Genomic DNA, 13,695 nt, shown 5'->3' on the forward strand with positions numbered 1-13,695 from the left:
GAGGCATTCACCATAATGGGGGGTGCAGGGCGTCGCGCAAGGCAGCAGCATCGCTGAAGGTGCGGTCGGCGTCGGGTAGTCGCGGGCGCCGAAGGATCAACACGGGTATACCGCGTTCTCGGGCGACCTGAAGTTTGGGCTCGGTGCCTGCGCTGCCGCTGTTCTTGCTGACCAATACGTCGATGCGTTGGTGGTCGAACAGAGCGCGTTCGTCGTCGAGGTGGAACGGGCCGCGCGCCGCGATCACCTGGCACCGCGCATTGGCAGGGTAGTCGGTGAGCGCGCGCAGGGTCCAGAACTGCTGAGCCGGGATCTCCTGTAAATGCTGCATGGGCTCGCGGCCCAGGGTAAACAGGGGCCGCCGGAACCCTTCGAGCGCCTGGCGCAGCTCGGCCCAGTCGGCGACTTCACGCCAGTCATCGCCCGCTTGCGCCTGCCAGGCCGGGCGCCGCAGGGCCCAGCAGGGAATGCCCGCCAGCTTGCTGGCGGCCACTGCATGGGCGCTGATTTGCGCGGCGTAGGGGTGTGTCGCGTCAATCAGCAGGCTGACGGCCTCGGCCTGCAGGTAGGCGGCCAGCCCCACAGTGCCGCCATAACCGCCCACGCGCACCTGGCAGGTAAGGTCGGTAGGCACCCTGCCGACTCCGGCCAGGCTGTAGGTATGCTCCGGCCCTAAGGTGCGAGCGATCGCCAATGCCTCGCTGACGCCCCCCAGCAACAGGATTTTTTTCATCGCTGCACTCCGGCCTGACCCACGATTGCACCCTGGCGGTCGATGGCGAACACTTCTACCTCAACCTGGGCCGGGACGATGCTGCGAGCGAACGCCCAGGCGTGTTGGCACACCGCATTGCCCAGCATAACGCCTTGGCCATGGGCCAGGGCCAAGGCTTGCTGGCTGGTATTGGCACCCAGGATAGCCTGGCGCAGGGTCGTGTCGGCACCCAGGGCGTCGGCCCAATCCGCCAGCTGCGCCAGGTTGATACTGGAATGGCGGCTGTGCAAGTCCATATGGCCTGCGGCAAGTTTGCTGATTTTGCCGAAGCCGCCGCACAGGCTGAGTTTGGCCACGGGCACCTTGCGCACGTGCTTGAGGACCGCGCCGACGAAATCGCCCATTTCGATCAGGGCTATTTCCGGTAGCCCGTAGACCCGGCGCATGGTGTCCTCGCTGGCATTGCCGGTGCAGGCGGCCAGGTGGCGATAGCCATTGGTGCTGGCCACGTCGATACCTTGTTGGATCGAGGCAATGTAAGCGGCGCAAGAGAACGGCCGGACGATGCCGCTGGTGCCCAGGATCGACAGGCCGCCGAGAATGCCCAGGCGCGGGTTCATGGTCTTCAGGGCCAGGCTGGCACCGTCGCGAACATTGACCGTCACCTCGAAACCGCCTGAGTAGCTGCATTCGCCAGCCAGCCGGGTTAAGTGTTCGAGCATCATGCGCCGTGGTACGGGGTTGATCGCCGGTTCGCCGACCCCCAGGACCAAGCCGGGGCGGGTGACGGTGCCAACGCCTTGCCCGGCGAAAAAACGCACGCCGGGTTCAGCGCTCAAGCGTACCTGGGTGTACAGCAGGGCCCCGTGGGTGACGTCCGGATCGTCCCCGGCATCTTTGATAATCCCCGCTTCGGCGCCCTGTTCCAACAGGCGGCAGTATTCCAGGCGCATGCTCACCGTACGCCCTTTGGGCAGAACGATGTCGGCGGCGTCCTCCACCGCGCCGCACAACAGCAAGCGTGCGGCGGCGAGGCTGGTGGCGGTGGCGCAGCTGCCGGTGGTCAAGCCGCTGCGCAGGGGCGCGGGCTGTTCGGGGGTTTCGTCACGCATCGAGGCTTTTGCTCACCTCGAGCAGGGTGATGGGCAGGGCCTGGCGCCAGGTGTCGAATTCGCCCAGGGGTTGCGCGTGGGCAATGTGCAGGCGGGTCAGGTCACCGCCATGGCGTTCTCGCCAGTCGGTCAGGGCCCGTTCGCTTTGCAGGGTGACCGCGTTGGCCACCAGCCGACCGCCGGGCTTGAGCCGTTCCCAGCATGCTTGCAGCACGCCTTCGCGGGTCACCCCGCCGCCAATGAAGATGGCGTCGGGGGCCTCCAGGGTGGCCAGGGCTTCGGGGGCTCTGGCGCGGATCAATTGCAAGCCGGGTACACCCAGGGTGTCGCGGTTGAGCTCGATCAGCGCCTGGCGGCTGGGTTCGGCCTCAATGGCCAGGGCCCGGCAGCTGGGGTGGGCGCGCATCCATTCGATGCCAATCGAGCCGCAGCCCGCGCCGACGTCCCACAGCAATTCCCCCGGCTGTGGGGCTAACCGCGCCAGGGTGACGGCGCGCACGTCGCGCTTGGTCAACTGGCCATCATGCTGGTAGGCGGTGTCAGGCAAGCCTGCCAGGCGCGACAGGGGCGGGGTCTGCAGGGCGGCGCGGCAGTCGATGGCGACCAGGTTGAGGTCGGCGCTGCGGGTGGTTGTCCAGTGTTGCGCCAGGCTGTCGATGCGTTGCTCGGCGCTGCCACCCAGATGTTCCAGCACCGTCAGGTGGCTTGGGCCGAAGCCACGTTGGCAGAGCAGCTGCGCGATGGCGGCGGGGCTGCTGCCGTCGTTGCTCAACACCAGCAGGCGCACGCCGCTGGCCAGGTGCGCGTTGAGCGCTGCCAACGGCCGCGCGACGATCGATAGCACGGTCACCTCTTGCAGCGGCCAGCCCAGCCGCGCGGCGGCCAACGACACCGAAGAAGGGGCCGACAGCACGCGCATTTCTTCGCTGGGCAGCACGTTGGCCAGGCTTGCGCCCACCCCGAAAAACATTGGGTCGCCGCTGGCCAGCACGCAGGTAGGCTGATGCCGGTTTTGCAACAGTGTGTCCAGGCTGAAGGGGCTGGGCCAGGGCTGCTGTTCGGCGCGCACGCAATGGGGCAGCAGTTGCAGTTGCCGAGGGCTGCCGAACACCCGTTGGGCACTCAATAGCGCGCGGCGCGCCGACTTGCCCAGACCGGTGAAACCGTCTTCGCCAATTCCGACAACTGTTAGCCAAGGCGACATGAATGTTCCTCATACAAAGCGATTCCGACGGGCAGGCTTTTCATGCACTCGGACAAAGCAGGCATAATACCGCGCCTTCTCCACTGAAGTGTCTTTTCACAATTGTCCGGTGACCCTTTGCACGAGCCTTTAACGGCCCACCCACCTGCTGCGCTACGCCCCTCGGCTTGCCCGGGGTTGTTGCGTATCGTCGCGGCGTTGGACGGCGGTATCTGCCGCGTGAAGCTGGCCGGCGGGGTGTTACGGGCCGAGCAGGCCGAGGCGGTTGCCGCTGCGGCCGAGCGCTATGCCAGTGGCGTCATCGAGGCGACTAACCGGGCTAACCTGCAGATCCGCGGGGTGGGGCCGGACGCCGAGGCATTGATCGCCGGGCTGTTGGCCGCGGGCCTGGGCCCCCGCAACGCGGGCGCCGACGATGTGCGCAATGTGTTGCTCAGCCCCAGTGCCGGTATCGACCCCCAGCAGTTGTTCGATACTCGCACCCTGGCAGCCGAGGTGTTGGCCAGCCTGGAACAGAACAGCCACTTGCATGGTTTATCGGCTAAATTTGCCCTGCAGTTGGATGGCGGGGAAGGCTTGGCCATGCTCGAACACCACCACGACCTGTGGCTATCCCCGCAGAGGGTCAGTGGCCAGGTGCGTTTGGCCTTTGGCCTGGCGGGCTGCCCGGCGGGCGCCCGAGCGTTGGGCAGTGTGACTTTGGCCCAGGGCCACAACCTGGTGCTGGCGGTGCTTGAGCGGTTTCTCGCTTTGGCTGGCCCGGAAGAAAGCCGCATGCGCCACCTGCTGGCAAGATTACCTGGGGGCGCAGAGGCGTTCGTCGCTGGCTTGGGCCTGCCCATTGAACCCATCGAGCTCCACCGGCAGCCCGCGCTGACACCGGTACTGGGCATTCATAACCAATCGGCGCCAAACCTGACTTTCGTGGCGGCACAGGCGCCGCTGGGGCGGCTGACGCCCGCTATGCTGCGCGGTGTTGCGGCATTGGCCCGCCAGTTTGGCGATAGCACCGTGCGCATGACGCCGTGGCAAGGCGTGTTGCTGGCAAACATCGCCCAGGCGGATGCATTGGCCGTACAGGACGGCCTGCGCGCTTTGGGCTTGCTGGTCTCTACCGATGAGCCGCTGGCCCGGCTGGTGGCCTGTACCGGCGCGGCCGGATGTGCCAAGGGGTTGGCCGACACCAAAGCCGATGCCCAGGCCCTGGCCTTGCTCCTGGGCCCAGGAGCAGTGGCGCAGAGCGTGCACCTGACGGGCTGCAAACGTTCCTGCGCGTGCGCCCACGTAGCCCCGGCCACGTTACTGGCCACCGCCCCGGGCTGCTACGACCTTTATGTTCGCGATCCCGCGCAGCCCGGTTTCGGCCGCTTGTGCGCGCGCTACCTTTCACTGGATGCAGCCGCCGCCTGGCTCGGCGACTGCTCACGGAGCGACACCCATGATTGAGTACATCCGCGATGGTCAGGAGATCTATCGCAATTCCTTCGCCATTATCCGCGCCGAAGCGAACCTGCAAGGCATCCCGGCCGACTTGGAGAAACTCGCGGTGCGGGTGATCCACGCCTGTGGCATGGTCGAGGTGGTCGAAGACTTACGCTTTTCACCCGGCGCCGGCAAGGCCGGGCGCGAGGCCTTGGCCAAAGGCGCGCCGATTCTGTGCGATGCGCGGATGGTCGCCGAGGGCATCACCCGCGCGCGTCTGTTGGGCGACAACCCGGTCATCTGCACCCTGAAAGACGAGCGCGTGCCCGGCCTGGCAAAAGCCTTGGGCAACACCCGTTCGGCGGCTGCGTTGGAGTTGTGGCGGCCGCATCTGGAGGGCTCGGTGGTGGTGATTGGCAACGCGCCAACGGCGTTGTTCTACCTGTTGGAAATGATCGACGCCGGGGCGCCGAAACCGGCGCTGATCCTCGGTTTTCCGGTGGGGTTCGTTGGCGCCGCCGAGTCCAAGGCGATGCTGGCGGCTGACAGCCGTGGTGTGCCCTTTGTCATCGTCCAGGGCCGCCGTGGCGGCAGTGCGATGGCAGCGGCGGCGGTCAATGCCTTGGCCACGGAGGTCGAATGATGCAAGCTCCCGGTCGTTTGCTAGGCCTGGGTGTCGGGCCGGGCGACCCAGAACTGATTACCGTCAAAGCGCTGCGCTTGCTGCGCGAATCGCCGGTGGTGGCGTACTTTGTCGCCAAGGGCAAAAAAGGTAACGCCTTTGGCATCATTGAAGGCCATCTGCAAACTGCGCAGACTCTGCTGCCCCTGGTGTATCCCGTGACCACCGAAGCGCTGCCGGCGCCGTTGTCTTATGAACAGGTCATCAGCGATTTTTACGACGAAGCCAGCGTGCAGGTCAGTGCGCACTTGGACGCTGGGCGCGATGTCGCGGTGATCTGCGAGGGCGACCCGTTCTTTTATGGCTCCTACATGTACCTGCACGACCGCCTGGCCGAGCGCTACAGCGCCGAAGTGATACCCGGGGTGTGCTCGATGCTGGGCGGCGCCTCGGTACTGGGCGTGCCGTTGGTGTATCGCAATCAGAGCCTGTCGGTGCTGTCTGGCGTGCTCTCCAGCGATGACCTGAAACAGCGCCTGGGCGCCGCCGATGCGGCCGTGATTATGAAACTGGGGCGTAATTTCCATAAAGTCCGCGCCGTGCTGGGCGAGTTAGGCTTGGCTGAGCGTGCCCTGTATGTGGAGCGCGCGACCATGACGAACCAGCGTATCGTTGCCCTGGACCAAGTTGACCCGATGTCCTCACCGTATTTTTCTTTGATCATCGTGCCTGGCGAACGGTGGCAAGGATGAGCACGGCAGCGCTGACCGCTATCGTCATTCTGGGAAACGGCAGCTTGAACACCGCCCAGCGTATCCAGGCGATGTACCCCGGAGCAGAGGTGCATGGCCTGGCGGGTCGCGTCACGCAAGCGACGCTGACCTACGTTGATTTCGGCGAGCACCTGCGCGAGCTGTATCGCCAGGGCCGGCCCATCATTGCCTTGTGCGCCGCCGGTATCGTGATTCGCACCTTGGCTTCGGTGTTACTGGAAAAAGGCGCAGAGCCGCCGGTACTGGCCGTGGCTGAAGACGGTAGCGCCGTGGTGCCGTTGCTGGGTGGGCTGGGCGGGGTCAACCGGATCGCCCGCGAGCTGGCCACCGAGTTGCAGGTAACCGCCGCGATCACCACCAGTGGCGAACTGCGCTTCGGCACGTGCCTGCTCGACCCGCCCAGCGGCTATGCGCTGGCAGACCTGGAGCAGGGCAAACGTTTTGTCTCCGACCTGCTGGCGGGCCAGGCCGTGCGTATCGAGGGTCAGGCGCCCTGGTTGGCCAGTGCGAGCCTGCGCGAGGCGGCCGACGCAACCCTGAGCATCCATATCGATCATCGCCGCCGTCCTGCCGCGGCCAGCGAGCTGCTGATCTACCCGCGTAACGTCTTGCTGGCCGTCGAGGCCGGTACCCCAGGGTTGATTGAGCGTGTGCGTGCGGCCTTGCTTGACGCACACGTAGCGGATGCCTCGCTCGCCTGCCTGGTGGCGGCCGAACACGAAATGGCCGCCGCTGACCTGCACCAAGCCGCGCGGGAGCTGAACGTGCCGCTGCGCTTTGTGCCTGCGGCGGCCTCGCCCTCGGCAATGGCGGCGCAAGCCCTGGCACACGCCGTGAGTGTGACTTCGGCGGGGCCGGGCTTGGCCATCGCGGTCGCGGCACAACCCCTGCAACCGGCCGCCATTGGGCGTGCCCGGGGGCGCTTGGCGGTCATCGGGCTGGGGCCGGGCGCGGCAGAACTCATGGTGCCGGCCGTCAAAGCCGAGCTGGCCCGTGCTACTGATGTGCTGGGCTATGAGACCTACGTGCGCATGGCCGGCCCATTCCGCCCCGACCAAACCCTGCACTGCACGGACAATCGCGAAGAAATGCAGCGTGCTCGACACGCCTTCGAGCTGGCCGCCGAAGGTCGTTCGGTGGTGGTGGTGTCCTCCGGCGACCCGGGCGTATTCGCCATGGCGGCGGCGGTGCTGGAAGCTTTGCACGAGTCTGATCAGCGCAGCTGGCAAACCGTCGAGCTGGAGATGCTGCCAGGGGTATCGGCTAGCCTGGCCACGGCTGCTCAGGCAGGCGCGCCGCTGGGGCATGATTTCTGTGTGCTGTCGTTATCCGACAACCTCAAGCCTTGGTCCATTATCGAAAAACGCCTCGACCTGGCGGCTCAAGCCGACCTGGCGCTGGCCTTCTACAACCCGATCTCCAAGGCACGGCCCTGGCAGCTGGGCCGCGCGTTGGAGATCGTCGGCCAGCACCGGTTGCCGCAAACTCCGGTGGTGCTGGGGCGAGACATCGGGCGGCCGGGGCAAACTCTGCGGGTGACCACCCTGGGTGAGCTGACCCCTGATCAGGTGGACATGCGTACCATGGTGCTGGTGGGCTCATCGCTGACCCGCCGTTTTGCCCGGTCTGATGGTGCTGAGTGGGTTTACACCCCGCGCTGGTACGGGGAAAAACCCTAAGCTTGTAGGCCGATACGGCAAGTCCCATCAGGCTTTGCCTCGATAGCGGTGAGGTAAGGCTCGCCGCCGTTTTATGAAGCCGGCTGCGGCCGTGCTATCTCTCCCGCCCATTCGTTAAAACTTCGACGAATCAAAGACTTGCGCCACTCAGTGGATGATCGCCGGGGCAGCAGGGCGGGCTGGGCGGCGCCTACCCGGTGAAGGCCTGCCGGTTGAGTCGCAAGCAGGCACGGCCTAAGGTTCACCCGGCTGGCAACCCGTGCTGGCCTAGAACACCCGGCTGTGGGGCAAGCCTGCAGCTATTTTATTTCTCCAAAAAAGGATTTTTGGCATGCAAGACCTCGCCGAACACGAAATCGATCAGATGCTGGCCTGTATCGACCTTTACGAGTTGCCTGAACCCCATGAGCACGCCTTAGTCGAGCAGGCCCACAGCAGGGTACTCGGCCTCTTCGGTGCAGCACCGCAGGCTGCGGCCATTGACGCAAGCCAGGCCGGCGCAGCGGTGGTCAATAATGTAGTGCTGAGCTTCGTCGCCGGTATGAGCCAACAGGCACGAGAGGACGTCAACGATATTTTTCTGTATGCCTCGTTGGCGGCAACGAAAAAGTTTCCCGACAAAACCCAAGGCGAAGAGTGGTTTCATTTCTTTTTGAAGGTCATGAGAAGTTTTGGTTGGCTGGCCACTGGGACGGCCTACAACCGCTATGAAACCACCGACACCAAGGCGACCATTGCCGATGTGGCCCTCAAGATTCTGGAAACCTCGCTGCTGGCGGCGGCCTTGCCAGCAGCCACCTCGGTAATGATGCTGAGCGTTGCCACCAGCGCCCTGAAAACTCTGCAGTCCAAGGACGGTGCGCCCAAGCGGCTGTTCCAGCGAAGCACCGAGGGCAATGACGCTCACCAGTTTGCGGTGGGCAGTTGCGTTCAGGCAGGGGACTCCAATGTGGCGGTGGTCATCAGCTTTATGGCATTCGAACGCAAGAAGGCGCCGGGGCAAGTGCTGTGCTTCGAATGGGACCTGAGCAGTGTGCAACTGTGCAGTGGCATGGCCAAGATCGAGTTCAGCGCCAGGAACTATGGCAGGGTCCGCGAGCGCATCCAGGAGGCCTTGACCGACCACATGCTGGGGGCCATCGAGCAGTTCCCTATTTGACGATTGCCGTGGGCGGGCGGCGCTGTGCCGAGCCCCCACGATTCAGCGAATAGAGACACCGCCCACGCCAAGGAAGCTAAAAAGATGCCCACGTTCAAATCTGATCTACCTACCCGGCAGGAAGTGCTGGATTACCTCGATTCGGCAGAGCCCCCCCAGGGGCCGGCCCGACTGTTTCACCACTCGTCCGGCGACTTGCAACGTTTGAGCGAGTTTTTACGCAGTAGCCAGGCACAGGCAATTGCCGGCACTGCGCGCAGTAGCGTGATCGCCATAGGCACCGACCTGAGTGAACAAGACCGCGAAGATATCTTTCTTATCTGCCTGCATATCCAGAACAAAGTGTGGAGTGAGTTCGAGAACACTCTCAATCTGGATTGGTATGAAAACTACACGCGGTCGCTGCGATTTTATGGTTTCGCTGCCAATGGCGGGCCCGAGACGGTGGCCCCTGATGCGGCGGTGGACCAGGCCGGCGACGCCGCAGAGCGCGGCATCGAAAAGGCGTTCGGCAAGCAGACCGCCGGCCTGGCCGTCACCGCTTTGCAACGCCTGAAAAGCAATGCCGCAAAGCTGGCGACATTCGAGCGGCAGTGCACCGTGCGTGAGTTCAGCGCCTTTCAGGTCATGCCCTGCCGGTTGATCGGCCCAGGCCAGGTGGACGTGCGAATCTACCACCGGGACTTTATCAGGCGCCCCGGCGCAGCCGATACTTCGTTCTGGCGCCATGGCCTGGATATCGTCCAGTCCCAGGAACGGATGCAGAACATCACCTTTCAGACTCGATTCTTCGATGAGTATCGTGAACGTGTTCGACAGAGCGTTGAGCGGCAAATGCTCAGCAGCCTAGACCTGTTCCCCCTGGACTAACCCAGTGCTTTGGGGCGTTGCGCGGACCAATGTTCGATCAGTTCGCGTAGCTGGGACAACTCCACCGGCTTGGCCATGTGGCCGTCCATACCGGCCTGCCGGGCCCGTTCCTTGTGCTCGCTCATGATGTGCGCCGTCAGCGCCACGACTGGCGTGCGCACGCGTTGGTGGCTGACCTCCCAGGCGCGCAGTTGCTGGGTGGCGGAAAAACCGTCGAGGATCGGCATCTCGCAATCCATCAGCACCAGGTCATAGCGCTGCGCCTTCATCGCTTGCAGCGCTTCTTCGCCGTTGCTGGCAGTGTCTGGTGAGAGGTTGAGCTTGCCGAGCATCCCGCGGATGACTTTGGTCGAGATGGTGTTGTCTTCGGCGACCAATATGCGGAAATTACCTGGTACGTTCTTGGCAGCTTGGGTCGACGGGGGCGGCAGAAACACCTCGCCCTTGGCCCGCTGGGCGAGCTCTTCAGCCAAAGTGGTCTTGAGTGTATAGCCGGCCACCGGTTTGGCCAGGATTCGCTTGATGCCGGCATTGCGCGCGATAATCTTGCTGGGGGCGTTACTGATGCCGGTGAGCATGATCAGTAGAATGTCGTGGTTCAGGCTGGGGTCTTCTTTGATCTTGGCGGCCAGTTGCATACCGGTCATGCCGGGCATGTTTTGATCCAGCAGCACGATATCGAAGTAGTCACGCAGGTGCGCCTTGGTCCGCAGCAAGGCCAGCGCCTCTTTGCCGGAAGGCGCGGCACTGACGGTCAAGCCCCAGGCGCTGCACTGCTGGACCAGTACCTTGCGGCATGTTTCGTTATCGTCGACCACCAAAACGCGCGCGCCCTTGAGCGGCCCATCGAGGTCCGAGACCGTTTGCATCAGGCTTTGCGGCGGTAATGGTAGGGTCAACCAGAGCGTGCTGCCCTGTTCCGGGCCACTCTTGATGCCAAACTCACCGTTCATCAGCATGATCAGTTGCCGGGCAATGACCAGGCCCAAGTGCCCGCCGAGGCGATTGCCCAATGGCAGGTTCTTGCCGTGCAGCTCGGCGTGCAGTAGCGCATCTCGATCCTCCATGGGGATCGGTTCGCCGCTGTCCTGCACGGCAATGCGCAAGCGTTGCTCGCCGTTGCGATTGTCGATGGCCACCGCCAGCAACACCTCGCCCTGGTCGGTTTTCTTCAGGGCATTTTCCAGCAGGCTGAGGATCGCCTGCCGCAGGCGGGTAGGGTCACCGCTGATCACTTGCGGCACCTGAGGCTGGGTGAAGCTGATCAGCTCGACGTTCTTCTGCTCGGCCTTGGCGCGGAAAATGTTCAGGCAGTCTTCGATCAGGGCGTTGAGGTCGAACTGCACGTCATCGAGCTCGATTTGCCCGGATTCTATGCGGGAAATGTCGAGAATTTCGTTGATTAGCCCTAGCAGTTCGTTACCAGCGCTGTGGATGGTCTGCACGTAATCGCGTTGCTTGACTGAAAGCGGGGTGCCGAGCAGCAGCTCGGTCATGCCCAGTACGCCGTTCATGGGGGTGCGGATTTCATGGCTGAGTTTGGCCAGAAACTCCGCTTTGGCGTTGGCTTCAGCGTTATTGGCCGCCTGCTCACGGCTGGCGCTGAAATGCCCCTCGCTGATCAACCGCAGGCGTTCGCTGAGGGCTATGTTGAGTATCAGTGCGGTGACTGCGGCGAAGCCCAGAAGACCGAAGATCAGCCACTGCGATGGCACACGGGTCAGGCCTAGCATGGCGGGCAGAACGATCAGGCAACCAATGTTGCAGATCAATAAAGCTTGGGTGAATAGCCGTGCTGGCGGGTAGCCGCGCTGCCAGTGCCAAGCCGAGATGCTCAGCAGGGTCAGGCCCGCGAGGGCGATCATGCTGTAGGTCAGCAGGTTCAGCGGCATGTCCTGATCGAATACTACGAGCAGGCAGACCACGGCCATTGCCACGATCTCGGCGACCAACAAGCGTTGGGTCGGGGCATGCCGGCGCGGCGCAAAAAACCGCAGGGTGAACATCAGGGAGCAGATGATCGCCAGCAGCAGTACCAGGTAGGCCGCAGGCGTTCGCGCCGACGGCCAGAGACTGACCCAAGGCCCGGTCAGGTTGAGCAGAATCAGCGCTGCGGCGAGGATCAACGCTTGTGAGGCGGCGAGCCATAGGCTGGTGCTGGAGCGGACGCGGGGGTAGCGCGCCAGGTTATGAAAGATGAGCATCACCATGCAGCCGAACAGCAGGCCGAACAACAGCGGCTGACGCTGGTCGGCGGCGGCCTGCGCGGCCGCTTCCATGACGATGCTAGGGCGCATCTGATGTTCGGATATCAGGCGCACATAGACGTCCAGCGGGCGCTGGCTGAACGGTAAGGTGAGTAGTTGATCGCTGCTGGGGTGCGGCAGGTCGTGGGCCAGGGCGCCCTTGCCGCTGCGCAACTGTTTGATCAGCAAGTCGCCGTCGAACACATAGAGGTCGAGCGCTGCCAAGTCTGGAGCGAAGATGCGCAGCAATTGCTCGTGCATCCCCGGGCGTAGATGGTAGTGCAGCCATAAGGCCTGACCCGGCCCGGCGGCGTCGATCTGATCGAGTTGAACCGGGGCGAACTCATTCTGCACGCGTTCGGCACGGACATCGCCCAACTGCAAGCTGGCCCGTTCATCGAGCAGCATTGACCAACCGCTGCCGACGTCAGCCTGCGTGTTCAGCACGCAGAGCAGGGTCAGCAGGCCGACGGTCAATCCAATGGCAGTCCTGAGCCAGCGCAAGGCGAAATCCCTTCATAGGTGAATGCCTGAGTATAACCACGCACGGGCCCGTACGCGTATGGTCAAGGGCTGAACGGCCCTTGACCGGCGACGGAATTACTCGCCGCGTTCCCGAGCGATTGCGCGATAGCCGATATCCGTGCGGTAGAAGCTGGCGTTCCAGCCGACTTGAGCGGCCAGTGCATAGGCGGCCTGTTGCGCTTCGCCCACGGTGTCACCCAATGCCGTGGCGCAAACAACGCGCCCGCCGGACGTGACGATATTACCGTTGTGCAGTGCTGTACCGGCGTGAAACACCTTGCCAGGCAGGGCGGCGGCGCGGTCCAGGCCGCCAATGACATCACCCTTGGCATAGTCGCCCGGGTAGCCACCGGCGGCGATCACTACACCCAGGCTCGGGCGAGGGTCCCATTGGGCTTCGACTTTATCCAAGGCCTCGGCGAACGCGGCCTCAATGAGCAGGATCAGGCTCGATTGCAGGCGCAGCATCACCGGTTGGGTTTCTGGGTCACCAAAGCGGCAGTTGAACTCGATGACTTTCGGGTTACCCGCGCAATCGATCATCAAACCGGCGTAGAGAAATCCGGTGTAAACGTTACCTTCTTCGGCCATGCCCCGGACGGTGGGCCAAATGACTTGGTCCATTACCCGCTGATGCACTTCGGCGGTCACCACCGGTGCGGGGGAGTAAGCGCCCATGCCCCCGGTATTGGGGCCGCTGTCACCGTCGCCGACGCGTTTGTGGTCTTGGCTGGTGGCCATCGGCAGAACGTTTTTGCCGTCTACCATGACGATAAAGCTGGCTTCCTCACCGTCGAGAAACTCTTCGATGACTACCCGTGACCCGGCATCGCCAAAGGCGTTGCCGGCGAGCATGTCGCGTACGGCCGCTTCGGCTTCTTCCAGGGTCATTGCAACGATCACGCCTTTACCGGCGGCCAGGCCGTCGGCCTTGATCACGATCGGTGCGCCTTGCTCACGCAAGTAGGCCAGGGCCGGTTCGATTTCAGTGAAGTTCTGGTAGTTGGCAGTGGGGATCTGGTGCCGAGCCAGGAAGTCCTTGGTAAAGGCTTTCGAGCCTTCCAGTTGTGCAGCGCCTGCCGTGGGGCCGAAGCAGTCCAGGCCGCGGGCACGAAACAGGTCGACGACACCGGCAACCAGCGGCACTTCCGGGCCGACGATGGTCAGCGCGACATTCTGCTCAGCGAAATCGGCCAGGGCATCCAGGGCCAAGACGTCGATATCGACGTTCTCGCACTTGCCTTCGGTGGCGGTGCCGGCATTGCCTGGGGCAACGAAGACTTTCTGCACCCGGGGGTCTTGGGCAACCTTCCAGGCCAGGGCATGTTCGCGCCCGCCACTGCCGATGATCAAAACGTTCATTGAGGT

General features: G+C 63.7%; 11 protein-coding genes. 6 read left to right on the forward strand and 5 right to left on the reverse strand.

The genetic code is table 11. The annotated features are described in order from the left end of the window. Positions 1–7 precede the first annotated feature (7 nt). From QCL65_RS03205 to cbiE, 3 genes are read right to left on the reverse strand one after another with little or no spacing between them, the layout of a single operon-like run. Positions 8–733 (reverse strand): cobalt-precorrin-6A reductase, encoded by a 726-nt coding sequence (locus QCL65_RS03205; RefSeq protein ID WP_407314819.1) that lies wholly within the window; start codon positions 731–733, stop codon positions 8–10. Then, positions 730–1,827, reverse strand: a complete 1,098-nt coding sequence (locus tag QCL65_RS03210; protein WP_407314821.1) for a cobalt-precorrin-5B (C(1))-methyltransferase — start codon at positions 1,825–1,827, stop codon at positions 730–732. The genes QCL65_RS03205 and QCL65_RS03210 overlap by 4 nt, the downstream gene beginning before the upstream one ends. Then, positions 1,820–3,031, reverse strand: coding sequence for a precorrin-6y C5,15-methyltransferase (decarboxylating) subunit CbiE (gene cbiE / locus QCL65_RS03215; protein WP_407314823.1), 1,212 nt, complete (start codon positions 3,029–3,031; stop codon positions 1,820–1,822). The genes QCL65_RS03210 and cbiE overlap by 8 nt, the downstream gene beginning before the upstream one ends. Before the next feature lie 102 nt (positions 3,032–3,133). Here cbiE and cobG point away from each other — a divergent pair, with 102 nt between their 5' ends. The 6 genes from cobG (at position 3,134) to QCL65_RS03245 (ending at position 9,556) form a co-directional block, all read left to right on the forward strand. Further along, positions 3,134–4,477, forward strand: a complete 1,344-nt coding sequence (gene cobG, locus QCL65_RS03220) for a precorrin-3B synthase (protein WP_407314825.1) — start codon at positions 3,134–3,136, stop codon at positions 4,475–4,477. Beyond that, complete coding sequence (locus QCL65_RS03225; protein WP_407314827.1) at positions 4,470–5,096, forward strand: precorrin-8X methylmutase; 627 nt, start codon at positions 4,470–4,472, stop codon at positions 5,094–5,096. Before cobG ends, QCL65_RS03225 begins: the two co-directional genes overlap by 8 nt. Continuing rightward, positions 5,093–5,827, forward strand: a complete 735-nt coding sequence (locus tag QCL65_RS03230; RefSeq protein WP_407314829.1) for a precorrin-2 C(20)-methyltransferase — start codon at positions 5,093–5,095, stop codon at positions 5,825–5,827. The genes QCL65_RS03225 and QCL65_RS03230 overlap by 4 nt, the downstream gene beginning before the upstream one ends. Beyond that, entirely contained in the window at positions 5,824–7,527 is a 1,704-nt protein-coding gene (gene cobJ / locus QCL65_RS03235; protein WP_407314831.1) for a precorrin-3B C(17)-methyltransferase, read from the forward strand. Before QCL65_RS03230 ends, cobJ begins: the two co-directional genes overlap by 4 nt. Before the next feature lie 331 nt (positions 7,528–7,858). Next, complete coding sequence (locus tag QCL65_RS03240; protein WP_407314833.1) at positions 7,859–8,686, forward strand: hypothetical protein; 828 nt, start codon at positions 7,859–7,861, stop codon at positions 8,684–8,686. 84 nt (positions 8,687–8,770) lie between these two features. Continuing rightward, the gene (locus QCL65_RS03245) at positions 8,771–9,556 is read left to right on the forward strand and encodes a hypothetical protein (protein WP_407314835.1); all 786 of its coding nucleotides are present in this window, start codon (positions 8,771–8,773) and stop codon (positions 9,554–9,556) included. Here the strand turns inward: QCL65_RS03245 and QCL65_RS03250 are convergent. Together QCL65_RS03250 and purD are read right to left on the reverse strand one after the other, a co-directional pair. After that, positions 9,553–12,306, reverse strand: coding sequence for a response regulator (locus QCL65_RS03250; RefSeq protein ID WP_407314837.1), 2,754 nt, complete (start codon positions 12,304–12,306; stop codon positions 9,553–9,555). The two genes, QCL65_RS03245 and QCL65_RS03250, sit on opposite strands and share 4 nt — an antisense overlap. A gap of 96 nt (positions 12,307–12,402) precedes the next feature. After that, positions 12,403–13,689: a phosphoribosylamine--glycine ligase gene (gene purD / locus QCL65_RS03255; protein ID WP_407314839.1), complete on the reverse strand. Its 1,287-nt coding sequence runs from the start codon at positions 13,687–13,689 to the stop codon at positions 12,403–12,405. Positions 13,690–13,695 lie beyond the last annotated feature (6 nt).

This window comes from Pseudomonas sp. nanlin1 (assembly GCF_045571515.1).
In the GTDB taxonomy this organism is placed as follows: domain Bacteria; phylum Pseudomonadota; class Gammaproteobacteria; order Pseudomonadales; family Pseudomonadaceae; genus Aquipseudomonas.